The sequence below is a fragment of the Chryseobacterium suipulveris genome, assembly GCF_022811685.1.
Classification (GTDB): domain Bacteria; phylum Bacteroidota; class Bacteroidia; order Flavobacteriales; family Weeksellaceae; genus Kaistella; species Kaistella suipulveris.
In genome coordinates, this window is the sequence record NZ_CP094532.1 from 1,997,738 (window position 1) to 2,024,574 (window position 26,837).

23 protein-coding genes, 1 tRNA gene and 2 pseudogenes are annotated in these 26,837 nt (G+C 34.1%); 4 read left to right on the forward strand and 22 right to left on the reverse strand.

What is annotated here, in order from left to right:
- Positions 1-88: 88 nt before the first annotated feature.
- Together MTP09_RS09385 and MTP09_RS09390 are read right to left on the reverse strand one after the other, a co-directional pair.
- Complete coding sequence (locus MTP09_RS09385; protein ID WP_243548158.1) at positions 89-1,024, reverse strand: hypothetical protein; 936 nt, start codon at positions 1,022-1,024, stop codon at positions 89-91.
- The gene (locus MTP09_RS09390; protein WP_243548159.1) at positions 1,021-2,844 is read right to left on the reverse strand and encodes a hypothetical protein; all 1,824 of its coding nucleotides are present in this window, start codon (positions 2,842-2,844) and stop codon (positions 1,021-1,023) included. The genes MTP09_RS09385 and MTP09_RS09390 overlap by 4 nt, the downstream gene beginning before the upstream one ends.
- Positions 2,845-3,028: 184 nt before the next feature.
- Here MTP09_RS09390 and MTP09_RS09395 point away from each other — a divergent pair, with 184 nt between their 5' ends.
- A complete protein-coding gene (locus tag MTP09_RS09395; RefSeq protein WP_243548160.1) occupies positions 3,029-3,667 on the forward strand; it encodes a restriction endonuclease subunit S in 639 nt (212 codons plus the stop codon).
- On the opposite strand, the gene MTP09_RS09400 is transcribed toward MTP09_RS09395, so the two are convergent.
- Together MTP09_RS09400 and xerA are read right to left on the reverse strand one after the other, a co-directional pair.
- On the reverse strand, positions 3,606-4,136 hold the full coding sequence (locus MTP09_RS09400; RefSeq protein ID WP_243548161.1) for a restriction endonuclease subunit S: 531 nt from the start codon (positions 4,134-4,136) through the stop codon (positions 3,606-3,608). The two genes, MTP09_RS09395 and MTP09_RS09400, sit on opposite strands and share 62 nt — an antisense overlap.
- Entirely contained in the window at positions 4,136-5,086 is a 951-nt protein-coding gene (gene xerA / locus MTP09_RS09405) for a site-specific tyrosine recombinase/integron integrase (RefSeq protein WP_243548162.1), read from the reverse strand. Before xerA ends, MTP09_RS09400 begins: the two co-directional genes overlap by 1 nt.
- 232 nt (positions 5,087-5,318) lie before the next feature.
- Between xerA and MTP09_RS09410 the strand changes: the two genes are divergently transcribed.
- Positions 5,319-5,885 carry a restriction endonuclease subunit S gene (locus MTP09_RS09410; RefSeq protein WP_243548163.1) on the forward strand — a complete coding sequence of 189 codons (567 nt, stop codon included), beginning with the start codon at positions 5,319-5,321 and terminating at the stop codon, positions 5,883-5,885.
- On the opposite strand, the gene MTP09_RS09415 is transcribed toward MTP09_RS09410, so the two are convergent.
- The 18 genes and pseudogenes from MTP09_RS09415 to mce all read right to left on the reverse strand — a co-directional run bounded on the left by MTP09_RS09415 (position 5,824) and on the right by mce (position 25,129).
- On the reverse strand, positions 5,824-6,474 hold the full coding sequence (locus MTP09_RS09415) for a restriction endonuclease subunit S (protein ID WP_243548164.1): 651 nt from the start codon (positions 6,472-6,474) through the stop codon (positions 5,824-5,826). The two genes, MTP09_RS09410 and MTP09_RS09415, sit on opposite strands and share 62 nt — an antisense overlap.
- A 168-nt stretch (positions 6,475-6,642) precedes the next feature.
- Entirely contained in the window at positions 6,643-7,080 is a 438-nt protein-coding gene (locus MTP09_RS09420; protein ID WP_243548165.1) for a hypothetical protein, read from the reverse strand.
- Positions 7,080-7,772 (reverse strand): DUF3800 domain-containing protein, encoded by a 693-nt coding sequence (locus MTP09_RS09425; RefSeq protein WP_243548166.1) that lies wholly within the window; start codon positions 7,770-7,772, stop codon positions 7,080-7,082. Before MTP09_RS09425 ends, MTP09_RS09420 begins: the two co-directional genes overlap by 1 nt.
- A 2-nt stretch (positions 7,773-7,774) precedes the next feature.
- Positions 7,775-9,409 carry an HsdM family class I SAM-dependent methyltransferase gene (locus MTP09_RS09430; protein ID WP_243548167.1) on the reverse strand — a complete coding sequence of 545 codons (1,635 nt, stop codon included), beginning with the start codon at positions 9,407-9,409 and terminating at the stop codon, positions 7,775-7,777.
- Entirely contained in the window at positions 9,410-11,833 is a 2,424-nt protein-coding gene (locus MTP09_RS09435; RefSeq protein ID WP_243551629.1) for a DEAD/DEAH box helicase family protein, read from the reverse strand.
- Positions 11,834-12,010: 177 nt separating this feature from the next.
- Positions 12,011-12,478, reverse strand: a pseudogene (locus tag MTP09_RS09440) (type I restriction endonuclease); the annotation flags it as partial.
- Between the two features lie 233 nt (positions 12,479-12,711).
- Positions 12,712-13,941: pseudogene (locus MTP09_RS14460) on the reverse strand (Shedu immune nuclease family protein).
- Between the two features lie 291 nt (positions 13,942-14,232).
- Positions 14,233-16,251 (reverse strand): UvrD-helicase domain-containing protein, encoded by a 2,019-nt coding sequence (locus MTP09_RS09450; protein WP_243548168.1) that lies wholly within the window; start codon positions 16,249-16,251, stop codon positions 14,233-14,235.
- Positions 16,235-17,998 carry an ATP-dependent nuclease gene (locus MTP09_RS09455; RefSeq protein WP_243548169.1) on the reverse strand — a complete coding sequence of 588 codons (1,764 nt, stop codon included), beginning with the start codon at positions 17,996-17,998 and terminating at the stop codon, positions 16,235-16,237. Before MTP09_RS09455 ends, MTP09_RS09450 begins: the two co-directional genes overlap by 17 nt.
- 341 nt (positions 17,999-18,339) lie before the next feature.
- Positions 18,340-18,894 carry a hypothetical protein gene (locus tag MTP09_RS09460; RefSeq protein ID WP_243548170.1) on the reverse strand — a complete coding sequence of 185 codons (555 nt, stop codon included), beginning with the start codon at positions 18,892-18,894 and terminating at the stop codon, positions 18,340-18,342.
- A gap of 1 nt (position 18,895) precedes the next feature.
- Positions 18,896-19,807, reverse strand: a complete 912-nt coding sequence (locus MTP09_RS09465) for a relaxase/mobilization nuclease domain-containing protein (protein WP_243548171.1) — start codon at positions 19,805-19,807, stop codon at positions 18,896-18,898.
- On the reverse strand, positions 19,800-20,282 hold the full coding sequence (locus tag MTP09_RS09470; protein WP_243548172.1) for a plasmid mobilization protein: 483 nt from the start codon (positions 20,280-20,282) through the stop codon (positions 19,800-19,802). Before MTP09_RS09470 ends, MTP09_RS09465 begins: the two co-directional genes overlap by 8 nt.
- 160 nt (positions 20,283-20,442) lie before the next feature.
- Complete coding sequence (locus MTP09_RS09475; RefSeq protein ID WP_243548173.1) at positions 20,443-21,375, reverse strand: toprim domain-containing protein; 933 nt, start codon at positions 21,373-21,375, stop codon at positions 20,443-20,445.
- Between the two features lie 272 nt (positions 21,376-21,647).
- Positions 21,648-22,802, reverse strand: a complete 1,155-nt coding sequence (locus MTP09_RS09480) for a virulence-associated E family protein (protein WP_243548174.1) — start codon at positions 22,800-22,802, stop codon at positions 21,648-21,650.
- A gap of 5 nt (positions 22,803-22,807) precedes the next feature.
- Positions 22,808-23,158 (reverse strand): helix-turn-helix domain-containing protein, encoded by a 351-nt coding sequence (locus MTP09_RS09485; protein WP_243548175.1) that lies wholly within the window; start codon positions 23,156-23,158, stop codon positions 22,808-22,810.
- Between the two features lie 255 nt (positions 23,159-23,413).
- Positions 23,414-24,019 (reverse strand): hypothetical protein, encoded by a 606-nt coding sequence (locus MTP09_RS09490; protein WP_243548176.1) that lies wholly within the window; start codon positions 24,017-24,019, stop codon positions 23,414-23,416.
- 434 nt (positions 24,020-24,453) lie between these two features.
- Positions 24,454-24,527: transfer RNA gene (locus MTP09_RS09495), tRNA-Ile, on the reverse strand.
- A gap of 200 nt (positions 24,528-24,727) precedes the next feature.
- The gene (gene mce / locus MTP09_RS09500) at positions 24,728-25,129 is read right to left on the reverse strand and encodes a methylmalonyl-CoA epimerase (RefSeq protein ID WP_243548177.1); all 402 of its coding nucleotides are present in this window, start codon (positions 25,127-25,129) and stop codon (positions 24,728-24,730) included.
- Positions 25,130-25,218: 89 nt separating this feature from the next.
- On the opposite strand from mce, the gene rbfA reads away from it, so the two are divergent.
- Together rbfA and MTP09_RS09510 are read left to right on the forward strand one after the other, a co-directional pair.
- Complete coding sequence (rbfA, locus tag MTP09_RS09505) at positions 25,219-25,581, forward strand: 30S ribosome-binding factor RbfA (protein ID WP_243548178.1); 363 nt, start codon at positions 25,219-25,221, stop codon at positions 25,579-25,581.
- Positions 25,582-25,596: 15 nt separating this feature from the next.
- Entirely contained in the window at positions 25,597-26,811 is a 1,215-nt protein-coding gene (locus MTP09_RS09510) for an ABC transporter permease (RefSeq protein ID WP_243548179.1), read from the forward strand.
- Positions 26,812-26,837 lie beyond the last annotated feature (26 nt).

A 26,837-nucleotide genomic window follows, 5' to 3' on the forward strand; every position in this document is an offset into this window, starting at 1 on the left:
CTGCCAGACTGTAAAAATTGGCAACAGGTGATACAAGTTGTATAAAATCTAAAAAATTGATTTGGGGCTTAGTTTTTTTGTACATATATTAAATGATTCCTAATTCAGTAAGTATATCTTTTTTCATTTTACTTAAAGGTCTTCTGTCAAAATTAGCTTCGTCAACATAAGTTCCAAAAGCTAACCTATAAATTTCTTCTCGATCTACCTTTCTATTCAGTATTTGGTTGTAAAGGATTTCTAAATATTTATCAGAATAAATGTCCTTCAATTTCTTAAGATCTTTGATTTCATCTTCATGAGCTTTATAAACTTCTTCTATTTTAAATGCTTCTATACTTTTTTCTGTTAACGGATTATTAGCGATTACCTTGAAGGAAAAGTTAATTAGATCTTTATAATCATAACTAAATCTGAAATCTAATTTCTCTATTTGAGGATTATTTAAATATGGATGAAAATGCTCCGAAATATTAAACTCTTTATTTCCCTTTATTCCACTATTACAAACATTACAACTGGGTATTAAATTAAAAAACGATACAGCAAAGAGTGGAAAATCAGATTGAGAGAACCAATGATCAAAAGTAGGCCTTGTTATTTGTTCATGATTAGTACCCAAAACGGTCTTAGTATACATACGATTACAATAAGGACATGTTGGAATGTCTAAATTTTTAGCTAAATCATAACGATTATAAAAAGAATAATTATCCCAGCTTTCATAATCACAGATCTTCCTAATAGAGTCTTTCTGTTTCTTAGATTTAAACAAATATTTAAGCGAGTCTAATTCTGCTGGATTCCCAATCAAAACCTTTCTTAAATTATCTTCATTGTTGAGAAAAGCCTTAACAACACTATGGATACCATCGACATGTTTTACGAACGTAATGTTTGAAAATGGTTTGGTATCGGTAAACCATCTCCCATTTAATTTTCTTTTAATTATATAACGCCAATATTTATAATGTATCTCTTTTGCATACTCTATTTTGGCTAAACTGACATCAATATAATTCATAAATTCTCTAACTTGTTGTTGAGCAAATTAATTTCATTGCTTATTATTCTCTTTTGGAATTCGGAATCACCTTCGAGTTCGGAAATCATCTCTGATAACTTGATTTTCAAAATTCTTTCATCAATGATTTCAATAATTTTTTTATAAAAACTAAGTTTTTCATAATAATCTTCATTTCTCCTTTTTGTTTTCTTATTAACGTTTATCCAGGCAATAATTTCCTCTATTTTATTCTTTGCAAAATCTCCCATTAATCCGTCATGAATAAAGAAAGACTCTGCAAGCAATTCTGAAATATTTGCCCCAAAAGTATTCTTATTAAAATTCGTTGATAATTCTGTAAATCCATCTGAATTTTTATCAAGAAAAATAATATTATCCGCTGGCAAGTCTGACAAAGCTAATGGATCATGTGTAGTAAATATTATTTGAAGATTCTTATCTTGAAAAATTTCTGGAATAATTTCAATTAAAAGGTTAACATATTTTTTCTTCCATGTTGGGTGAAAAGCAATATCAGCTTCATCTAATAGTATAATATAATCGTTTATTTCGTTGAATTTATTTCTCCCTTGGTAATCAACATATATATTGTTTCCGATGTTAAAAGCGATTTGATTCAACTGCGAAAATAATTCAAACATTGTTTGTTCGCCAGTGCTTAATTGAATGTTCGTACTCAATTCTAAAATTGGATAATCTTCGTAAGTAAAATATTTTCTAAAGGAAAAAATAAAATTTTGAAAAAGATCAAGAAACTCAATAGCATTCTCTCTTGGAATATAAAATTCTGTCCAATTTTTGTAATTTTCTTGTTTGTCAATAATACCAATCAAGGATTCTGTAAAACTTTTTATTTCATCAACTGGTAACAAGATAGGATCTGAATTCGATGTCGGTTTTATATATGCATTGTCTAAAAACCAATAAAAAGCTTCTTTGTACGATTCTTGCTCAATCATTTCAGAAACATTTCCGTTTACATAACCTTCACTTAAATATTTATTACCAGAATAATCTAGTATTTGTTTGATTTTTAAAATCACACAATTAATTATTTCAGCTTTTAACCTAATTCTATATTTAAGGAGATTGAATTCATCATTTGTTCTAATTTCATCAACCTCTGTTAAATTAAGTCTGTCTAATTCTAATTGTTCAAGAGTTTGAACTTCTTTATTTTTTATATTATCAAGTTCTCTAAAAAATTGTAAAAAAGCCCTTGAAATATTCCAATCGTCATCTTTCAGTTTAAGTAATTTTACTTTAACAAAATTTAGATCAGGCAATCCTAATTCAATTAATCGATAATAAAGGGACTCTCTCTTATGCAGTTTGAATAGATTTTTTAAAAATTCTGAATGATGAATTTCAAGCATTTCATTAAGCCCAACTTGATCATGTCTTAATTCCTCGCTGATCTGTGAATATTTAGATATATTTAAGACTGTATCTTTAATATTATTTTCTGGATCATAACTTAAAAAAGGTGTATAATATATTTTAAGATAGTTTGTTGTGGATACTTCTTTTCCATCGTTATCAATTCCATTAAGATCACTATCTCTAATGGTTTTCAATAAGGTAGTCTTTCCTGCACCATTTTTACCGACGATTGCAGAAACCAAATGAATTTTTCCAAACAGGTTTTCAATATAGTTTTCATTGATTTCAAGTGTTGCCGAATAATCATAAGGATCACTCTCATTATATTCAATTTGTGAAAAATATTGTCCGCCAAAATTCAAATTTATTTCGGTATGATTCTCTCCGAAAATGTATGGAAGGCTGTTTGGATAAATTGAAATTGAGGAAATCATTATTTTTATTATTTGCAGCGTGAATTCGAAAATAAGAAAAACAAGCAACATTTTTAAGTTTTAGTTCAAGAATCGTGTAAATGATAATTTAGAAGCTCTGGCGAAAACCATTTACGATTATTGGTTTGTTCAGTTCGATTTTCCTGATGAAAATGGAAAACCATACAAATCGTCTGAAGGAAAAATGGTTTATAATAAGGTTTTGAAAAGAGAGATTCCTGAAGGATGGGAGGTTAAGACAATTGGAGATTATTGCAAATCTACTGGTGGATTTGCCTTTAAATCCAGCTGGTGGACAGATCAAGGTTATCCTGTCATTAAAATTAAAGATATTCAAGAAAATTACAAAATCAATCTGGAGGATTTAGCGTATGTTAATTTAACAGATAAGCGTATTGATGATAAATTTAAAGCTAAACCTGGTGACATCCTTATTGCAATGACTGGAGCAACCGTAGGAAAGTATGCTATGGTTCCTTTCACCGAAATGCCATTGTATGTTAATCAGCGAGTTGGTTATTTTAATTTGGGTGATAAGCCAGAAGAAAACCTACCGTTTTTAATTAATTCCTTAAATCAAAGATACTTTAGAGAAGCGGTTTTTATGTTAGCAAAGGGAGCAGCACAGCCAAATATCAGTAATGAACAAATCAATAATATTCAATTAATACTTCCAAAAGCGGATATTATTAAATCATATAATAAAATATTTGAGTCTTACTACTTAAAAAATCTGCTCAATCAGCAACAAAACCAACAACTTACGCAACTTCGAGACTGGCTTCTCCCAATGCTGATGAATGGTCAAGTTTCAGTGAAGTAAAAGTTTTTCTTTGTGGTAAATTATCATTTAGCTGGTTGTTTGCAGAAATTTTCTTGTCAATTTTCTCTAAAATATCTGAAATGAGTTTTTGTATCTTAATTTCTGGCAGTTGTAATTCGAGATCGTAATAACTGTTGAAAGTCATACTTGGAACGCCAGTTCCTGTATTTAGATTTTCCAAGTTAAGACCTTTTAAATAGTAATACAAAAAATAGGGAGCAACTAATTCTTCGTTGATTTCAGTATAATAAAGAGTATCAACGGTCCAAAAAGGTTTGTTTGTATATTGTATGTTATGCAATGACCCCTTTCTTGGAAGTAGAATACTTGGCTTATCATAAACATATTCATCAACATACCGCATTAATCCACCGCTACCATAAACAGGAATTTTTCCGTCAGCTAATGATTTGTGGTCTTTGCCGTTTTTTATTTTTAGCAATTGGCTAAGTTTATATTTTTTCATCATTAGCCAATAAATTTACGATGAGCAATTTTTACATTTCCCTGATTTACCATTGCGTAATGCAATGTGGTGTCAATCTTCATATGCCCAAGCAACTTTTGCACTTGTTCAATGGGCATTCCTTTATCAATAGCTAATGTCGCAAGTGTTCTTCTGAATTTGTGGGGATGAACTTTCTCAATATTACATTTAATTCCGAGCTTTTTAAGCCGGGTTTCAATAGCACCAATTGTAAGTCTGGTGTGTGGTTTTGCAAGTGATACAAAAAGTGCATTATTACTGTCAGCACGACTTTCAAGATATTTTTTGAGATGGATTTTGGTGCGAGCGTCAAAATAAACAATTCTTTGGCAATTTCCTTTTCCTAAAACAATACATTCTCGCTCATGGAAATCAATGTCGGTAATATTCAGTCTTACCAGTTCGCCAACACGCATTCCTGTTGAACTGAGTAATTCTATCAATGCCAAATCCCTTATTTCTGTACAATTATCGCGGAGCGTTTCTATTTGCTCGTCAGACAAAATTTCCTTTACCTGTCTTCCGCTTTTTACTTTGTGAATCCTTCGTACAGGGCTTTTTACGATGTAATTTTCATCCTCAAGCCATGAGAAAAAAGAAGAAAATATCCTTCGTATATTATCAATGGTAACTTTGCTTGAATTTTTAAGTTCCTGATAATTTGCAAGATAGAATCTCAAATCATTGGTTGAAATCTCAACCACATTTTTCTTGATTTCATTGAATAGATGCCCAATAGTCGAAGTATAATATTTTAATGATTTTTCAGAACATCCTTCAACTTTTTTTGAAGAAATAAAAAGTGATAGAAGTTTTGGATTGTCGAGGATTTTGTTATCGTATTCAGGATGATAATTACTGATTGTTTTATTTTGAAGTATCGAGCAAAGTACCTGATTAAGAATTTCCATTTGTTGTTCGTTGATAATCATTTGCATCGCATTCTTAATCTCGTTGATAAAATTGTTGTTCATAAAGTTGGGTTAAAATCCCGCAAATTGCATGAACGCTTATAATATTTTGTCTGTTTTTGGATATAGTTATCAACAAAGATAGATAAATGATAATTTAGAAGCCTTGGCAAAGACTATTTATGATTATTGGTTCGTCCAGTTCGATTTTCCCGATGAAAACGGAAAGCCTTACAAGTCTTCGGGTGGAAAAATGGTTTATAATAATGTTTTGAAAAGAGAAATTCCCGAAGGTTGGGAAGTTAACACAGTTGGTGAATTTTCAAATGTAAAAAAAGGAACCCTGATTACGGAAAAAAACGCAAAAACAAATGGTAGTGTAAAAGTCGTTTCAGCAGGGATTGGTTTTTCTTATTTCCACGATAAAAGTAATTTTCCGGCAAATACAATTACTGTCAGTGCTTCAGGAGCAAATGCGGGTTTTGTAAATTTTTGGAGAGAGCCAATTTTCGCATGCGATTGCACAACTATCAGAGGGGAGAATGATTATGCAACCTTTTATATTTTACAATTTTTAAAATCAGTGCAGGAGTTTATTTATTCGCAAGCGCATGGCTCAGCACAACCACATGTTTATCCAAAAGATATTGAGAATTTGGAAATTGTTTTGCCGACAAAAAAAATATTGGAGCAATTTGGAAAAGCCATTATTCAAATGAATGACAAAATAACAAATGACCAGCAACAAAACCAGCAACTTACGCAGCTTCGAGACTGGCTCCTTCCAATGCTGATGAACGGACAGGTAACAGTGAAGTAAAAGCAGAATTTGTCTTTTTCATTTGCGATAAATTATCATTTATCTTATTATTTACTTCAATTTTTTTCTCTAAAACTGATAAAATAGAGCTGATTTTCTTTTGAGTAGAGAGGGCTGGCAAATGAAGTGGAAAAGCTTTAATAATATCAATTGGCAAAGTGCATCTTTGTCCACTACCACCTGCATTGTTCTCAAAATATTCTTTTGCTTGCTTCGTTTTAAACCAATAATGAAGAAATCTACCGTCCAGTACATCTTCAAAAGGTGTAATTAATGAAAGATGATAGCCTAAAACAACATCGTCAAAATCTTGTGAAATAAAAGTTGAAATACCAATATCATCTCTTTTTTCACTATCCTTTGTTATTGCAACTTGTCCTTTCCTTAAAATAAACTTTTCAAATTCGTTTTCGTTGCACGAAGCAATCATAAAGTTTTCAGCTTTGTCCGCATCAATGAACGAATTTTTGTAAACATCGGTATAATTGCAGAGACGAACGGAAATTTCGTCTGCTTTCGTTTTCTTATCAACATTGCTTAATTTGACATCTGCAACTTCACCGAGTTTAACCGCTCTCCATCTATTCATAATTACACTAATATTGTTTTTAATGCTGATAACTTGAATGTTATATAATTAATTAAATGTTAAAGTTATTGTTTTTGCACAAAGTTTGCATATATTTGCAGTGTTCTTTACCCTTGGTCTGGAACCTACAAAGGTCTTAAACGTTGAACCAGTTAATCAACGTTTTTTTTATTTTCGATAATCAGGACTTGCCAAAATCTTTTCAAGATTCTCGTCATTGTTTACTTCATAAGCCGTTACAAATCTCGCTTTCAAAGGATTAAAAATAATAATTACCACAATGTAATTATTCTTTACCAATGCTACTCTTCTGCTGCTTTCATAACTTCCCGTTTTGCTGTTCCAGCCTTCCTTTAGTATGGCGTCGGGATCTTGCAAGGTGTCTTTTATCCAAAAAATTTTTTCCAAACGGTTTAGCGACAGAATAGATTTGTCTTTCTTCCTCCTATTGTCACTTTCGAAAAAGCAATGATCAAACATTTGGTCAAAAAACTGAACCAAAATCCCATCAAATGTCATAATCTTTTTTTGACAGTATTCTGTCTTCCAAATCTCGCGCAGTTCTTCTTCAGAGAAATTCTGAGGTTTAATTTTTTTGTATTTCATCACCAACCGCCCTGCAAATTAATCTTAAACACATTAAATTTCTCTTCATTTTTTGGTGTATGCTGTATTGTATATCTTAAATGAGATTCTACATACTGAATCAGGGCATTTTTCGCCTCGCTTTGTGTTTTTTGGTTCACTTTCGCTGTCGCAATCCCAGTCAATAAATCAGCGAGCTGAATACCCAAGCTTTGATTGGAAGGCAATCCCTGAACCAATCTCACATCGGAAAAGAAATTGGCTTTGTCCAGAAATCTTTCAAGTTCTTTTAGTCTGCCTTTATTACGATTCTTTTTTAGGTCTAAATAGACATCATATAAGTTGAAATCATAAATCCATGTCTTAATCATCTGATAATAAAACTTGTAAAAACTCAATTCAGCATCGCTATTATGAAACTTTATTAAATCCACTTTATCAGATTGTACAAGGATTACACGAAATCGGAGATATTTTGAATCAAAAAAATAATCGATAATTTCTTTGTAAAGCGGTAAATATTTTGGTGTCACCTTATTCCATTTCAGTTCTCCCTTTACACCGTATTTTCTTTTTATAGAGTTTACGTCTTCTTTAAACTTTGTCCTCATTTCCGATGGAAGCCAAACACCACCAATACCGATAAATGAATGTTCATCTTTTTTATTTAGTGCCTCAAGACAACTTTCGTCACAATAAATTTCGAAATTCATATCTACTTATTGAATTTGATGTTCTGTAAATTTTTTTTAATCTCCAAATCCAACGCATTACCTTCCGCAAAGAGTTCGTTCAGTTTGGTTTCAAAACCATTCAGTTTTTCTGCGAATTCTTCGGCGGTAATTTCGATATACTCAATCTTTACTTCAAAATATTGTCCTGCGGAAAAACTGTAGTTTTTAGCTTTTATTTCTTCTACAGAAACCACAACGCTTAAATCTTCTACCGCTTCTTTTGCATGGAAAGTTTCTACAATTTTTCTTTCTTCTTCACGGGTAAGAACGGTACGCTGGTTTTTTCCGTCTTTAACAGTTTCGCCCAACTTACTGGCATCCATCAAAACAACTTGGTCTTTACCAGCTTCCTTGTCAATAAAAAGAACAGATACATTGGTTCCTGTACTTGCGAAAATATTACTCGGCATACTTACGACACCGCGCAACCAACCTTTATCAATCAATCTCTCGCGGATTTTCTTTTCTATGCCACTTTGCGCAGTAATAAATCCTGTAGGAACTACAATCGCCGCTTTTCCCTGATCATTCAGGCTGTACATAATGTGCTGAATAAAGAGAAGATAAATCGCCATAGATTCTTTCTTAGTCTTTGGCACATTGGGAATTCCCGCAAAAAAACGCTCTTTGAAACGGTCGGTATCCAAATCTTCCCTGAAATCTGAAAAATCTAATTTAAACGGAGGATTTGAAACAATATAATCGAACTTATGTTTTTCCAGATAATAAGGTTCTGCTATAGTGTTGGTCTTGATTACATTGGGAATACTATGCGTAAGGTTGTTCAAAATGAGGTTTAGACGCAACATCGTGCTCGATTTTTGCGAAATATCTTCAGAGTAAATTGTACAACGATCTTCGCCAATGTTGTGCGCCAAAGACATTAATAGCGAACCTGAGCCAACACTCGGATCGTAACACTTTACTTTTTTCACATCGCCTTCCACCAAAATATCTGCAATAATTCTGGAAACAGCATTTGGCGTATAATATTCGGCATATTTTCCACCAGAATCCGAGTTGTAATCTTTGATTAGGTATTCGAAAATATCTTTGAAGAAATCATACTTTTCCGTGAAATAATTTTCAAAACTTTCTTCAAAACTAAATTCAAATAATTTATTGATTAATGCTTTGCAGAATCCATCTCGTTGTGAAGAATCGGTAATGTAATTACTCAGCTCATCAAAAAGTTTGTCTTTCGCTCCTGAAAATGACTTAATGGAGAATACATCTGCATTCTCTATACTGATGTCTCGCAAAGTATCATCAAAGGTTTTTGCAAAATCTTCGCTGTTTTGACTGTTGTACAGATGCGAAATGAGTTGATGAGGCTTCAATCGTGGCACATTTTCATCCAGCAAATCCATTAATAAGTCGTAATGTTTCGCTTGGATTGCCTTTAGGTTTTCATAAAATGAATTGTTATCGCCGAGTTCAGGTTTTAGTTTCTTTACCTCAAAGCGGAATTTGTCATTCAAGAATTTATATAAAAAAACTTGTGTAATAATTTTGAATTCGTTTCCATCGTTACCCAAACCATAGTTTGCACAAACACTTTTCAGGCTGTCGATTAGCTGTTTGGTTTTGGTAGTATATGTAATATCCTGTGTCATTTATCTATTTCCGTAAAGTTGAAAGTATTCCCTTCCAATTAAATTGCTAATATTTTGTCTGGTTGTTGCATCAATATCCAGTTTTTCTTTTACAACAAACTGTTCTGCAACCAATCTTACAAGGTATCTGTCGAACCAGGCTTCATTATCAATAATATTTTCCTGTCCATCCAGTTTTTCTTCAATTTCCTGTCGCACTTGCATCAACGCTCGGTGCAATTGCATTTCTTTGATGCTGAGATTCCCTTTTTCCGTAAGGCGTTTATGAATACGCACATACTTGTCATCATTTTGGTATTTTGCCTTTAGCAGGCTATTTTTACGATTAAGTTCTTTTGCTTCGTCATAAATCTTACGAAGCAACTGCATATTTTCTACCATGTCTTCCTGATTGGTTTCAGAAAGGTTTTTCTTTTTGAAAATTCTTTCGAGCTCTTCCTTCAGATTAATGAAGTGTGGATCTGCTGTGTCTATATTCTGCACCAAAGCTTCGCGTGTTTTCCTTAGTTGGTCTTTATATTCATCAGCAAGTTTAAGTTCCTCTTCTCCAACTTTTATGAATTGAAATACAATGTCTTCTAAAGCCGTGTTCAGCAAGTTTTGAGTTTCATTGCCGCTGTCAAGATTTTCGATCAGGTTCATGTTGTCCAAACGATTCTGAGCTTCAATCAATAAACTGTTCAGAATTTGGAAATCAACAAGTTCGCCGAAACCCTCAAATCCATTAATTGCGATTAGATTTTTAAGTTCTTTTGCAGTTCGAAGAGCTTTTACTAACGCCAAAAGTTCCTTCTTATCGGTAATTTGCTCTATCTGTTGTGAGAAAATTTCGCGATTTTCCGTTTCATAGTGAAAAAGCGTTTCTTTAATTTCATTGATTTCTGCCCGTATTTCATCTTCCGATTTGAAGAGAAACGAATACATTTCCATTTCATCTCCCAACTGTTCCTGTAATTCTTGGAAATACAGATGGTTTGTACGGTCAAAAGCTTTTGAAATATCCGCAAAATCTACCACATAACCATATTGATAGTTTTTGTAAGGCCTGTTTACTCGTGTTAAAGTTTGCAACAAATTATGATCCTGAATTACTCTTGCCAAATACAACTTTTTTAAGCGCTTTGCATCAAAACCTGTGAGCAACATATTGTAAACAAAAAGCAAATCGATCTTTCCGCTTTTATATGCTTCAATAAGGTCTTTTCTTATTTGTTTATCATTTTCATCATGTAGAATTAGCGCAGCTGTAAGTTTTTCTTTTTTTCGTTTTCCATAAGGTTCTCTCTCATCTGCAACCATTGGCAGCTTATCTGCTTCAATTTCCTGTACTCCGTATTTTTCCTCAAAAAGTTGAAACAACATTTTCGCCTGTTTTGAAGAATCACAAACCACCATTCCTCCCAAAGTTTCATCTTGCCAATAATCTCTGAAAGAAGTCAGATCATCCGTAATATAATCCAATAAACCTTGGGCGAAGCGACGGTCGGCATAAACATCTGACGCTTTTACATCACCTTTCAAAACTTTAATTTGCTCCATTACGGCTTTCATTTCCATTTTGAAAGTTCCTTCAATTTCCTCCCGAATTAACCGCAAAGTATATCCATCGGCAATTGACCTGTTGTAATAGTATTTATGAAAATAGTTACCAAAAAGTAATTTTGAATCATATTCTTTCGCAACTTCCCTCAGCAATGGTGTTCCAGTAAGAGCAATCTTAACAGCTTTCTTATCTGAATTAATAAGGTTTGCGAGATAGTTTCCTTTTGGATTGTAACTTCGGTGTGCCTCATCTAAAAAGAAAACTCGCTGTATATTAATGTCATAACCGATTGCTTCTGCAACAGTTGCGTCCTCACTAAATTTCTGAATATTTACAACCGTAATTTCAGACTGACCACTATCATTATGAATAGCGCCAACTACTTTTAAATCTGCAATAAACTCCTGACGTGAATTTACCTTATTTACCTTTAAACCACGTTTTATAAATTCATTTGAAGCCTGAATCAGCAAATCCAAACGGTCAACAATAAAATAAAATTTGGGAATTATATTTTGCTTCTGATAATAGTCTGTAAGATGTTTTACATTATAATAAGCAAGTGCGGTTTTACCCGAACCTTGTGTATGCCAAATGATTCCTTTTGTTTTCCCTTCATCTAATTTTGAAGCTATTGCCATCGTTGCAAATACCTGCGGATAACGCATAATATGCTTTTGCAGTCCACTTTCTTCACGGACGTAAGCAATAGAATAACGCAACATAAAAGCAAAACGTTCACGGCTGAACAGAGAAGTTAGAATGCGGTTTGTCGGAGAATGCGGTTCTTTGTTAATCTTAAACTCAGGGCTATGCTTGATTACCAGTAAGTTATTATCTTTTAGAACATGAGTTTCCTGTTCATCAGAAATATCTTTCAATGGTTGCTTTACAGGATATTCAGGATCTTCCCTGAAATAATTGAAATGAAGATCTGAGTACGTAGAAGTTGCATAGAAAGCTCCAAAAACAGGTTCTACAATACCATCTTCGTAATTCATGTTGTTGGAAAACACCATTAACTGTGTGATGTTGGCAAACTTCCTGAAATGCTTTCTCTTAAACCGAGAGTTTATTCGGCTTCGTTCTGCTAAAACTCCTTCTTTATTATGGGGTTTCTTGACTTCCACAAAAGCTAAAGGCAAGCCGTTTATCAGAATGGTAATATCTGGGCGAAATTCTTCATCTCCATTTTTGCAAGTCAGTTCAGTTGTGACATGAAAACTATTATTATTGAAATTCTTGAAATCGATAAGCTTTATTCCCGAAGTTGCAGTTAATCGCTGATAAAATTTTTCGCCGATGTCTTCATAATCCAGTTCAAGGCTGATTTCATCAAGCAACCTCTTTAATTCTTCTACAGAAGCATTTGGATTGATTCTCGAAACACTCTCAATAAAAATTTCTTCAAAAATATTGGTATCTTCTCTTCTGATCTGTTTGGAAAACGGAATATATTTGTATCCCAACTTTAGCAGATGAAGCAAAGCAGGAATTTTTACGCGTGAATTTTCGTTGAAAGACATCCGTTTTTCTAATGATTAAAACGATAAAGATAAGAAATTCTAAGAATTCTTTTGCAAAGCTCGTTAAGGGAAAATTACTATTGAAAAGTAGGTATTTCTTCTTGTTTAAATACCTCCCATCATTGTAATAAAAAAACCTAATAAATAACTATAAAAGAGATTGAATATTGTGGTTTTTTACAAACATTTCATAGAAATCGAGGGTTCTGCAACGGCTAATGTTACCAGCCGTTTTATTTTTCAATTTTTATTGTGTCTAATAGGTTTTTCAATCTTTCAAGCAATTCGTCATATAAAACAAATTCAATATCCTTAAGACTTTCTCTTAGATTTTTAAATTGATTTCGCTTCTTGTTGGTGTCAAGTTGGTTAGTGTGCCCAATTACTATTATGGCTCTTGGATTAATAATATTCACATTCAGCCCCTCTTAAGTTTCTGTTTCTGTTTCGATTTTTATCGCTTTGGCATAACTCAACGCATTTTCCTTTGATTTTTGTAAGTAATCAGATACTTGCGATATAACCATAGAAACTTCTTTGCTCCAAAACCAGGTTTTGTGACTATTGTCATGTTGTATTAGGGGTGTACCACTTTTCTTAAGTTCATAAAAGTCAATATAACCATAAATGTCAACTAACACCAAGTCTGGATATTTTGTAATTCCAGTTGCAATATTTTTATAGTCAATTTTGTGAACATATCTAGTGTCAAATAAAGTAATGTAATCATCAAAGAATTTTTGCCATTCACTTTCGGCAGGATTGTCGTTTAATAGTTTTTCGTATTTCTGAATTATCTCTTGCAAGCTCAAGATTTGTGCATTTTTCAACAAACCTGCAGTCATTTTTTTTACTATATGACTTGCCTTAAACTTTCTGGTCGCCTTTACGTAAAAATTGCCTATTAGTTCAATTTCAGTTGATGTAAGCTTTTCAATCAGCTTGTCATTAAGATTTCTAAGAATTAAATCTTTGTTATTGTTAGTTTCTGTGAAATCAAAATTTATTGCAGGAAAAATTTCAACGATTAAATTTTTTATTAAAATCTTTTTAGTGTCATTGCAAGCTCGTTGTTCCTGGTTAATGCTTGTCAGTAGTTGTTCTAAATCAGCATAATTAATAACTAATGTTTTATTCTTTTTTTCAGACTTTTTATCTTTTGATAAAAGCAGGGCATCTATTTCTTTATTTTTAAAATTATACTTAAAAAAGTTGTTTAAACTATTTTCTGAAAACCCATAACCAAAAGGACTTATAAAGTTTGGAAAATCGTTAATATTGTCAATTATTAGTTTTTTTATTTCTTCGCCTTCAAATTCGTATTCAATTTGTTTACTATTCTTTTTGTAGATAAGTATTTTTTCATTTTTATCGTCTTCTTTGTTTTGTCTGTAAACGCTTGTAACTTTACCCTTAATGTCTTCAAAGATTAAAAGTTTTTTAGTTTCTTGGATTTGCTTCATTTGTTAGACGCTGTTTGTGTAGTGTCCTGAAATAGGATGCCATTTTGGTTAGTAATTAATTATATTTTCCATTTCTTAAAGTTAAAAAATTGTGATTGAATGTGAAAAACTCTTTTCCACAACTTACTTAACATGGATATTAGCTCGACAAAAAGCAACATCATTCGACGGACAATAAATAAAAACCACTATTAAATTACTTCAAAAGAAGTTGAATTTGTGTTTTTCTAGAGTTTCAAAAAAACAGAGGATTGCGCAACGATTACCCTTGTTGTTAGCAGCAGCTGTTATTTATTCAACTTTTTTTATTATCCAAGTATCAGTACATAATCCATTTAGTTGCGTATTAATTCTGTCTTGATGGATAGCAATGCAAAGCAAGTCTGTTGGTCTTGAAAAACCGACATAAACCATTTTTGTAGATTGTTTAACTCTATCACTAACAGTCGATTGTATTTGCGTTCCTAGGAATTGATCTTTTAGTCGTTGAGATTCATATGATTTAGCATTTGTACCTCGTCCATCTTGTTGAAAATATGATTCCAAATATAAAGTCGCACAATGTGTTTGTCCTTTTACTGCGTGAACGCTTGTAATTTCAATTTCAAGACCATCTTCTTTGTAATGATTGGTAAGGGTTGAAAAATCGTTATTTTCAACAGAAACATCTTCTATATCATTGTTAATAAAGTCATTACTTGCAGAAATGTTTTTATCAAAAATAGCAAGTAAAGTCGGAATGTATTCTCTTATGCTACTGCAAACTTCATCTGTTTTTTCTTGGATTATACCGATACACCAATTGTAAAGGTTCAAGTTTAGTTCATCGTATTTTTTAATATCTTCTTCGTGAATAAAATCAATTAATTTTTTCTTTGTGTATAGTCTGTTGTCTACGGTATTGATGTTTTCCAAACGCAAAATTTTCAGGAAAGCGTTCAAAATATTTTTACGCAAAGGTTCTAATGTAGTCTTTTTCTCATAATACATTAGATAACTTTTCAAATTATTATAATCTTGCTTTGGTTTACCTTTCTCTTTGTTGAAACCTTTGTAATAATCTTCTAAACGTAGCTTAGCTACATTATTTCTACTATCTACATCTTCTTTCCATTCTGTATTCCAACAGACAACTTTGATAGGCTTTTCTGAATTGACTAAATTATTTTCACGTACAATTTGAGCAAAATAAGGAATGATGTTTCCGATCGTATTATCTTCAAAAACCAAAATATGTGGTTTTATACTGCACTCGTACTTTCCAACAATATCAAAAGTAGAATCGCTGTACAAAGCAAATTTTTTGACTACATCTGCAATAGGCTTGCTCAATCTCTGACTCCCGTTAAGTCTTAAAACCTCTGTTCTGTCTTGCCAAATATCTGTTGCTTTAACTGAATTGTAGATTGCTTGGTTTTTATCGCCTATTCGCTGAATTTTAGAACCGCAGTTTCCTTCTTCAAAAAATACCTTTTCCAGCAAATTGTATTGATGTTTGTCCATATCTTGCATTTCGTCCACAAACACGATAGCAAAACGTTTTTTCAAAATAGTTTTGATATGAGGAATTTTATGCAAATAAATATCCGCTAAAAAATAGGCATCATCAAAATGTAAAGCGCCTTCTTTTTGCATTATATTATACTTGAATTTAATAAGCCATTCCCGTATTCTGTTTTTCTCATTGTCTGAGAAGTCTTGCCAATTTCTCCCTCTTCTCGGTTTTGTAATTTGTAAATTATTTCCATTTATAGAACTTACCAATTTGGTTTCATTATTCTGAAAAGATAATCTGAACGAAAATTGACACTTATTTCCAATTAGGAAATACTTGGCGTTTTTTTGCTCCTGAACTGTAAAATTGCTTAGGTTGAATTTTAAATATTTTGTTATAGCCTCATCGTAAATCTCATTATCAATTCTATTTGGTTTCTTCTTGAATTTTGAAACGTAATACGGAATTGCCAAAAATTCATCAACGAAACTTTGAATTGTTCCAATGAAATTGGGATATGAAAAAAGTTTTGGGCAATGCTTTTGTATTTTTTCTTTAATCTCGTCAATAGCTGCATTGGTATGCGATAAAACCAAAATACCAGAACCATCGGTAAAGGGAAGTTTTTTTTCTAAAATAATCAACTTTGCTAATAATGCTGTTGTTTTTCCACTTCCTGGGACAGCCTGTAAATCTATGGTGTTGAGATTGCGAATAAATGCCCTGCGTTCATCGTCAAAAGTTTTGCCCGCAGGTAAAAGTAGCTGTTCGGCATATTGAATATCCTCTTCTGTTATGTTAACATCTTGCGGCATATTTTATCGCTTTTACAAGGTAATTAACCGTTTCGTTAGTATCGTCAATATTTAGAATTGTACGAACTTCTTTTGTCAAATCTTCATCAATAACATTTGCAATCTGATAAGCAATTTCAGTTTTTTTTAATCCTTTGTTGATTAACTTTTTTGCCAACTCTAATTCAAAATCCGCTTCCCAATCCGTTCCTGTGTGTTCAGCTTTTACTGAATTCTTAAAAACAGTTGTTAAACTTGCTGACTTAAACAATGAATATTCCAACGTCCAATTTGGCGCAGTAAAATATTGTACGTTGTTTTCAGATTTACGATCTTTTGCTATTAGTGCGGTTTGGATTTCTTGTTGAATGGTATTTATATTTCGCTTTACAAAATTATCTCCATTTTTTTCGTATTCTCTAACATCAGAATCAGTAATTACAGCTACTGGAATTTCCATATTGGGTTCTGCTTGGCGCAAGTAAATTTTTGCATAGTGGTCAAATCCTGTGTGTCCAATGTTCACAATAGAAACACCTTTTTCAGTCAAATTTATTCCCAGTGCTTTTGCAATACTTGGGATTAAAATTTCTTCCGCCCAACCCTCGACTAAAATCACACCTTTGGCAAAAAACATATTGGATTTTGTGGTATCCAGAAACTTTTCCAAGAACTTGTAATCGTCTGGATTTAATTTAGTGTAATCTTTACCCATTGGGAAAGCATTTGTATTATTGCAAATAATTAAGTTCTCCAACTTTACTTTGGAAGCCAAATTCGGACTATGGGTTGTAAGAATGAGTTGAATGTTTTCCTGCTTTTGAAGTGCTTCAATCACCTGCATTTGTGCTTGCGGATGTAAATGTGCTTCCAATTCTTCCACCAAGCCCAAACGTAAACCACTCCAATTTGATTTGTTCAAATGAAGTAATTCTGCAGCCATAAACAAACGGTTCAATGTCCCTAAGCCGGGGTTTATTTCTTCTTTTAAAGACAAAGCAAGTTTTTCAAGTATGCTTTTTATATCGTTTGATGTTGCACCAAACTCGGTTTCGTAATCAATTCCGTAAAAATCTTTGATGTAGCCGTCAATTTTATCTTTTATCTGTTTACCAACTTTTGGTTGCCCTTCTTCATCAAGTTCGTTGAAAAAGCTTTCTAATTCAGTTTTAAGCCCCGAAAAAATTTTCAATAACTCGTTATCGTTTTCTTTCCCTTTAAACGCTTCATCACCCAATAGAATTTGAGATAAACGGGAATTTCGTTTTGCAATCAATTCATTTTCGGCATCTCGTAAAGGTTTTAAGTACGTGGCTTTCAGATATTCTTTAGCTTCTGCAGTCAGTAAATAGCCCTCTTCATCAACACCTGCTTTTACATCGCTTGGCAAAATTTTATCCACTTGCCGTTTTACATCGTAATTGAGTTTCAAAAATGGTTTAGCTTCTTCACCTGTGCCGTTCCAGCCCAACCATTCTGTAAAATTCTTAGCTTCATTGGGCGTTAAACTGTCAAAAATTAGTTCAATGCGGAAACGAGATGAGTTAGTGTAAAAGTCTTTGTCGTCAACTCGTATATAATCGTAGCTATGAGTTTTCAACACTAATTTTATTGCATCAATTATGGCAGTTTTGCCCGAATCGTTTTCGCCAATTATTACATTCAAACCTTTGGTTAGGTTTAAATCTAAATGGGGTGAGGAGAGGTCTATTTCGCCAGTTGTACCAAATTTTCTAAAATTCCAAAGTTTAATATTCGATAAATGCATTTTTTGATGAAAAATTTTCACTTGATTTATAGGTTAATATACTTGCTGCTAACATTAGACTAAGTTCCGTTACTACAATTCATTCGTTTTATTCAAAGATAATTTTTTATCAATAAAACTGAAGCAATGAACTTTAACTTAATAAAGTGTTTTTGTTCTGTTAAATTTGCTGCAACGCCATCTGCTTCATAATTCGGAAAATCAAAATACTCTAAACTTACATTCGTGCTTAACAAATACAAACAAAAGAATGAGGACTTTCATCCTCATTCCATTCGTAGTCTTAGGTATAGCAGTTCCTCAATGTTATGTAAAGATAATAATTTTTGTTTATACAAGGATCACCTACTCTCAAACCCCTTCTTAAACTTCATAAACTCTCTACCTTCTTTCGGATAAGCCTTCATCCATTTATTCATCATATCGGTGTTATACTGTAGTTGCTCAAAATCTTTCACTTTGTAAATCGAACGACCATCATCCCTGATTTCCTCCAGGATCTGCTGTCGGATTTCGGTTTTGGTGCGAATGCTTTCAGAAAACCATTTTCTTGATATTGTGCCTAAACCAACTATAGTCAGTACCGTTAGAACCATCATCACTGAAGAATAATATTTCCGAAAATCTTTCCTGTTGAGTTGATCTTTCAGACCATCAACCGAGGCTTGCGTTTCAGGGGAATGCACTAAATAAACCGTCTTAGGAATTTCGTCCGCTATTTGTTTGATATGGGTTTCCACTTGTTTGAGTTCGGTCAATAATCCGTTCATAACCGTTATGATTTCCGTTTGTTTTTTGACAAATTCTTGGATGCTTGAAGCGTTTTTCTCATTAGACTGAATTACTTTATTCAGTAATTCAAATCCATCATTTTGTGGTGTATCTTTATTTTCCATTTTATCTGAATTTTCGTTTTTTCTTTTTTAATAATTCATCGTCGGGTGCTGCAGTGTAGGTGGGTTTCATGAATTCTCCTATCATGTTTTCAATCTGTTTTATTGCTGATGGTGATTTCTTCGATTCGTCATTTTGAAAATCACGGCCTGTATTCTGACCGAAACTCCGTGATTTCTCAAAGTTCTCTTCAAGTTTCAGTTTGATGTCTTTTATCTTGAGTTTGTTCGTGATTTCAGAAAGTTTGTAGCCGGGTTTGTAAATCCGTTCGGTTTGGTGGTTGATGTCTTCAAACCTCACAATCCGCATTCCCGAAATTCCGTCTTTTACATTGTTTGAAAGCGTCACTCGGAAACCGAGATTTCTCATATTCTCAATCAGTTCTTCAAAGTTTTTTGATTTTTGAAGACAAGAATTCAGCGCATTAAACATCTGCCGTTTCTTTTCTATCCCGATTTCAATATCGGTTTTAAGATTAAGTTCCTTGCAGACTTCGCGAACCGCTTTTCCAAAGATTTCTCCAACCTTGTGCGCTTTTATGGTATTGATGCCGTCCGTATTTACTCTGTTCACGATGAAATGAATATGCTTTTGCTTGGTGGAAGAATGAATGTCCAATACCATCTGATTATCATCTGTCACGCCGATTTTCTTTAGTGCTTTTAATGCGATGTCGGTCAGTTGATCGTTGGTGAGTTTGTCGCCAATCGACTTCTCGGGAGAAATATATCCGGTCAAAGCCCAGTTCTTGACATTTTTGTTTCTGTCTGCGACGGCTTTCATTTCCTTGAACTGCAATGCAGGATCCCGACTCATCAGATTGTTCTGATACACGCGTTCCGCAGTTCCCTTGTCATTGCCGTTATATTCAATGGCAATTTTGGTGATTCGTCTCGTGGTGGCACTGTTATTCATTGGAACTTTGATTTTCGGTTTCTTCAGAATTTTGCCTGTTCATTTTCTCATAGAGGTATCGGTAAATCAAATCCGTGACTTCTTCAATTTTCCGAAGAACGACTTTCGTATGATCCAGTTTTGAAAACTCACGATGTCGGAGAAGATTTTTAATTCTGATGAAATTGTTACCGTATTCAAGCAATAACTTGTCGGTTGCAAATTCCTTGATTTTAAGTTCTGTTTCGGTCAAAATTAAGCGGACATATTTTGAAATTCTCAGATTGTATAGCGTGGCTTTTTTTTCAATTTCCAGAAACTCTTTTTCCGTTAATCTTGTCGAAATTGTTCGGGTTAATTGATTGGCAGTTTTCTTTTTCAGACCACCTTTTCTGCCGATGGTCTGGAAGTATTTTTTTCTTTTTTCTAAAGCAGATTTCTGTTCCTCCTGTTTGGTGATTTCACGGATGAAATCTTCCCACGGGTCTTTTTCCATTTTGTGTTGTTTAATTTTTTTGTGTTAAATATTGTTGTGTTGTTTATTTCAATTGAAGCGGTTTTAAAAACGTTTTCGACGACAGGAGAAAACCAAAAAGTTCCAATTTTGCAGTAAGTGCGCAGCGCTTATTGTAAACATTGGGTAATTTTTGCACTAACTATCTGCCGATTTTACGTGCACTATTTTTATGCAGGTCTTCAATTTCTCTACCTGCGTTTATTTTACGTATGTTCCCAACAGTTATAAACTCGTTCAGGTCTTTATGATTCGGGTAAAGAATGCGGCAGTCTTCGGCTTCAGGAAATCTTCTGTTTAATATTTCGGTGACTTCATTTCCGGTTCGGTCGTTGTCCAAATAGAGTTCAATATTGGGATACGATTTGACCAAATCTGTCGCCCGGTTAATCATCGAAACGGAGTTTAGTATCAGGTAATCTGATGTTGATTTTTCAAGATGCTGTTCCAGAATTTTGAAAGAAAGATAATCGGTGAAGCCTTCAAAAATTCGTAAAGTTTGGGATTGATTTTGTGAAGTTTCTGACTGACTTTTGATGGAGGTAATGTCTTTTTTACCAAGGCAGACTTTGACGTGAGGGTTTCGGATTTCATATCCTCCGGAATCATTTTTGAATCCGATTCCGAAATAATTTCTTTCGTTGAGTTCGTAATGGATTTCTTTCAGTTCCGAGATTTGCGATTCCAGTTTTCTGCTTTTCAGGTAGTGAATTAAAGATGGATTCTCTACCGCTTTTAGTTCCAGAATCTGATAGTTGGATTTCGGAGATTGATTCACATCTTTTTCAACTCGTTGAATTGGTTTTGAATAATCAAACCGTTCCAGATATTCAAGTGCTTCGGAAACGCTGCATCGCTTTATGGATTGAACAATGGAAACATTGTCGTATTTCTTTCCGGTCCCGAAATCGAACGCCGTATTTTTGTTGTAATCTACCGAAAGACTTGGCGTCCGTTCTTCACGGTCAATGGCAAAGTAAAAAGCAGTTCTGTGGTTTTCTTTGCTTGGGAAAAGAGAAAAACTTTCAAGGATTTCTCTGATGCTGATGTTGTCGTTGGCTTTTTTGCAATTCATAATGTTGTGTTTTTGTGTTTTGATTTAATTCTATAGAGTTTTTTTCATTTTTGGCTACCTACTTACCTAAGTCTTTGTTCATCAAAGATTGAAGGCATTTTCTTCCTTACCTTTAGTTACCATCCTACCTTCTTTCTTTTTAATCTTATGTTTAGGTAATTAGGTAAGAAGAAATAATTGATACCTACCTTATATAAATGCTTTATTAATGGGGATTTGAGGCTGTTTTAGGTAACAGGTAAGAGAATGTGTGATTTTTGAATTTTTTATAATTATTCCTTTTTTCTTCGGATGAGATAACCGTAAACTTGCCGTTTAGGATGTTTGATTCTTTCATATTTCAAACCTGTAAGTGCTTTTCCGATTCTGATAATGTTCAGTCGAACACCGAGCGCGTTATTCATTGCGAGCATAATGTCGGAAGGTGTGAGGAATTCGCTTTGCAGTTCCGATTTTTCAAAATGAGTCAAAATGATTTCCTGTTCGAGCGTCACTTGCTTGAACCAGTCATTACGTTTTTCGTTTTCTAAAATGTCTTCCGCCGTGAGTTCGGGGTTGTAATTTTTTCTTTCAAAAGCATTGTAGTATGCTTGAGCCCAAACTTTTTCAATATCAATTTCCGTGGAATAGTTGAAATCGATACTTAAAACTTCAAAAATCTGCCATCGGACACTCCCTGTTTCGTCGGTCAGAAAATCAAAACGGTTCGTGGATCCGCAGAACGAAGCTGTTCGGTGCATCAGCGAAGATTTTCGGTCATAGGGTAATCTCGCATTGACTGTGTTTTTTGAAATGAAGGATTTCAGAATATTGACATCAGTTTTCGACATCACCGAAAGTTCATCGATATTGACCAATATATTTTTGCAGAGCGCTATCAGTCCGTCTTTATCTACGCCGATATCTTCAATGAAATATTTTTCCAAACTTGCCGGAATAAGGAATCTTAAGTAAGTGGTTTTTCCACTATTCTGCGCGGTGTTGTACAAAACTAAACACTGCTTGTTGATATAGCCTGTCTTTAAGGCGCAAATCACCGTTCTTGTAATCCACTTTTCAAAATGTTTCTGAAAGAAAATGTCATCCGTAGTTTTGACGAAACTGCTCAGTTTTTTGATATGATCTTCTCCGTCCCATTTTGGTAGATTTTCAAAATATTCCTGCAATGGATTGTATCTCAAAATCAAATGGCTGCGCATCAGGATTTCCAGTTTGCCCAGCGTGATGTTGATTCCGGCCTGAATCAGTTCGATATACAGGGAATTGAGATTAAGTTCCGTCCAGTCTGTATTTTCCGTTCTGATTTCGAATTCGAGCGCAATCTCGTTGTACCTGATTTTGTATTTCTTTTCAATATATTTGATGATGCGGTCGAAAACAGTGGTGGAACTTGAACTGGATTTATACAGGTCGCTGTCGTTTTTCATACCAGTTATTTTTTCCACTTTTCAACAATCTCGTTTTCGAAATCATCGTAATCAGAATTTTCATCAATGTTTTTGTCTTCAGTCGAATTTGACAGAAGATAGGCTTCCAAATCTTCCTTTCGGAAGTATAGTTTCTTTTGGCCTTTCTTCTTAAAGGCTTTCAGTTTTCCGTGAAATTTCAACTGATATAAGTAATCAGGATCGAGGTTTAGAAAAAGTGCGGCTTCTTCTTTAGAATAAATTGTCTTTGCACTCAGCGCTAACAACTGTAAAACTTTTGTGGTAAATTCCTTTTGCGAATCTACCAGCACGGAAACTTGGGTTTCCAATAAATGTAATCTTTCTTGGTCTTTCATGTTGTTGAATTTTGTTGTGACCAAGATATCCTGAGAGCATTGCCATGCCTAAAAGCAACTTAAATAGTTTTTGTAAAATAAAGAATCCTAAAGAAAAATGCTTTCAATAGGACATTTAGGTTTATGATATTTTAGAATGATGGAGATTAAAAGCGATGAAAATTTACTTTTATACATCTGTATTCCAAGACAATGGAAAAATAAAAATTAATGAAGAAAAGGATTTGTTGAATTAAATTTTGTCAGTAAAGCGACTCAACTCACGTATTTTGAAAAATTTTGAGCATTAATAGGATTCTCAACAGGATTGTTGTGCTTGTCTTTTGCTACAACCAATTCGTTGATAATCTTAACTGCTTCGACTTGGGAAATAGAAATTTCACCGTTCTCTTTCTCTTTACATTTCTCCATCAAATTAGTATAGATAGAGAAAAAATCGAGAATTGGCTGAACACTTACCCCATTTCTTGCAGTTTTAGTAAAAGTGATTTTACCACTTTTTCTTTTACGAAGCAGAAAATCTTCCAGAATGCTTTCAGAGTCTTTACTGATGAAATAATTACTCATTACATCTGCCAGAATTAGATTAGAGTTATTCTTGATATCAAAAATAAAATCTGATTTTTTCAGAAGTTCATTGCTTTCCTTTGTAAATTGATGAATTTCACCTGCTACTTCTTTGTGCTGCTGCAACTCTTCTAAAATGATTCCTTTAGAATCACGAATCTCCCTTTTTAATTCTTCAGTCTGAAGTACACCTGCTTCATCGGAAGCTTCACTAAAAACAAAGCGTTCATTATATTTCTTTTTCTGAAATATTTTATAAGCAGAATAAGGTTTAAAAGGGTGATCCATCTTCACTTCAAACAGAATCAGACAAATTACCTGAAGTATGATGTAAAAAAATATCGAGGTCAGCTGGAGATTACTTTGCTTAATTTCTTCCAATAAGGATAAACCCCAAAAAGACGAAAGCAGAAAAGAAGCGATGCACAAACTAAAAACGATAATGAAACGGTCGTTGTTCCAGTCGTTATACCAGTTTCTTTTCTCAGTAGCAAAATAGTTAATGAAAAAAGGGCTTATTGCAAACCAAAGTCTTCCTAAAATGTAAATCGGAAAAAAAATGGTAAGCAAGAGAACCAATAAATAAGCAACTAAATATAGAATACCCAATTTTCTTTACTAAAAAATAATACCACAAAAATATGTAGAAATAAACCTAAAATGTTCGTCAAATGTTCGTCGATTTAAAAAATAAGGGATTCTACATTGCTGCAAAATCCCTTAAAAAGTGGCCCAGCTTGGGCTCGAACCAAGGACTTACTGATTATGAGTCAGTTACTCTAACCAACTGAGTTACAAGGCCTTACGAATTTTTATTCTAAAAAAATTCTAAAAAATATTTACCACTTTATCTTTCCTTCTTAATCTCCAAAAAACTCTTCAGGCGACCTGATTATGAGTCAGTTACTCTAACCAACTGAGTTACAAGGCCTGCAATAGTATTAAAATATTACTTTTTCATTGGGTGTGCAAAAATAAACTTTTTTGCGGTGAACACAAAAATTATCTGGGTTTTTCTTGGCAGATTTCTACCAGCACACCGTTGGTAGATTTTGGATGAAGAAAAACTACAAGCTTATTGTCGGCACCGTCTTTCGGTTCCTCGGAAATAAATATGAATCCGGAGTTCTTTAACCTCTCAATTTCCTCGTAAATATCCTCTACGCCGAACGCGATATGGTGAATTCCCTCCCCCTTTTTATCGATAAACTTAGCAATCGGGCTTTCCGGATTGGTGGCTTCCAAAAGCTCAATTTTGCTTTCACCCACTTCGTAAAAAGAAGTAGTAACACCTTCTCTTTCCACGGATTCCTGCTTGTAGCTGTTCTTTCCTAAAAGTTTGGCAAATAAATCATCCGACGTTCCTAAGGATTTTACGGCAATACCAAGGTGCTCAATTTTCATATCATCAAAAAAATAAAAACTTTAATTAACTTCAATCTTCAGACTCGTGTCTTCGGACTTCTTTCAAACAAAAATACTAAATTTGCGGCATGAACGAAAGCAACAGACAAAGAAAAGTCGCACAGATCATACAGGAAGACTTCGCAGAGCTTTTCCGCAAACAGGCGGCAGAAAGTAAGCAAAGTTTTTTGGTGACCGTTTCGGATGCTAAAGTCACAGCAGATTTGAGCATCGCCAAAATCTATCTCAGCATTTTTCCGCAGGAGTTCCGTAACACCATTATGAAGGAAATCGAGGAAAACAAATCCCACTACCGAAACTTCATCGGACAGAAAATGGCGAAACAGGTAAGGATCATTCCCGAACTGCAGTTCTACCTCGACACCTCGCTCGACGATGTGGAAAGAATTGAACGTGAACTGAAAGGCGAAGGCGACAATCCGGTACTTTAATCCAAAAGAAAATTCTTGAAAAACACGGCATTCTACATCGCGACGCGCTACCTCCTTGCCAAAAAAGGAAGTACGGCAGTTACGTTTATTACGTGGCTTGCTGCTTTGGCAATGATGGTTGCGGTGACCGCAATGTTTATCATTATTTCGGTGTTCTCCGGTTTGGAAGATTTGAACCAGGACCTGATTGCGAACCTTCACGCCGACATCACTGTCACAAGCAAACAAGGTAAAACACTCTCAGACATTGACAAAGCCATAAATACGCTGAATTCTAACCCTGAAATTGCGCATTTCTCCAAGGTTATTAACGAGAAAGTTTATATCAGCTTTAGAGAGAATGGCGATATTGCAAACCTTCGCGCCGTGGATTCCGCTTACATCTTTGTAAACCCAATCCATAAAAGCATTTTCTACGGATCTTACCCAAGTTTCAAGTATTCAAACGAGGTGCTGCTCGAAAACAAGCTCGACAACCGCTTAAGCATTCCGGTCGGAACCGAATCGCCTTATTCCGCTGTATTGATGATGCCAAAACCGGGAACTGGAATCATCAGTAAAGAGGAGGATATTTTCAACAGGAAGGATATTTTCGCATCCGGCGTATTTCCTGGCAATGACCAACTCGACAATACGATTATTGCTCCACTGGAACTGGCGCAGGAACTGCTGAACCTCCCAAAAAAATCTGCATATCAAATTGTCATCAAACTGAAAAATCCAGAAAATGCAGATGTGGTAAAGGCAACGCTTGAATCCCAGCTCGGAAATAAGTACGAACTAAAAACCAAGGAAGAAGAGAATGCCGCGTTCTGGAAGATGATCAATATCGAGAAACTCTTTATTTATCTTATTTTCGCGCTCGTTATTTTTATTACCACTTTTAATTTGGCAGGCGCGATTATTATCCTTCAGCTCGACAAAAAAGAACAGGCAAAATCTCTGATTTCTCTAGGAATGAATATGCGGTCACTGCGCAATATCTATTTCTACACCGGGATTCTGATCGTGATCTTTGGTGTCGTATGCGGTCTGGTCTTGGGCAGCATCATCAGTTATCTACAGATAGAGACTGGCTTTTTCAAGGCGGGCTCCAATATCGATCTTGCTTTTCCGGTAAGAATCCGCCTGATTAATTATCTTATCGTTGCAGGAACAGCAGCAGCATTCGGATTCACAATTTCATGGGCTTTTTCTAAAATCAATAAGAGCTACTTCAAAAACTTTTAATGAAATTTTAAGTACAGTTGAAATTT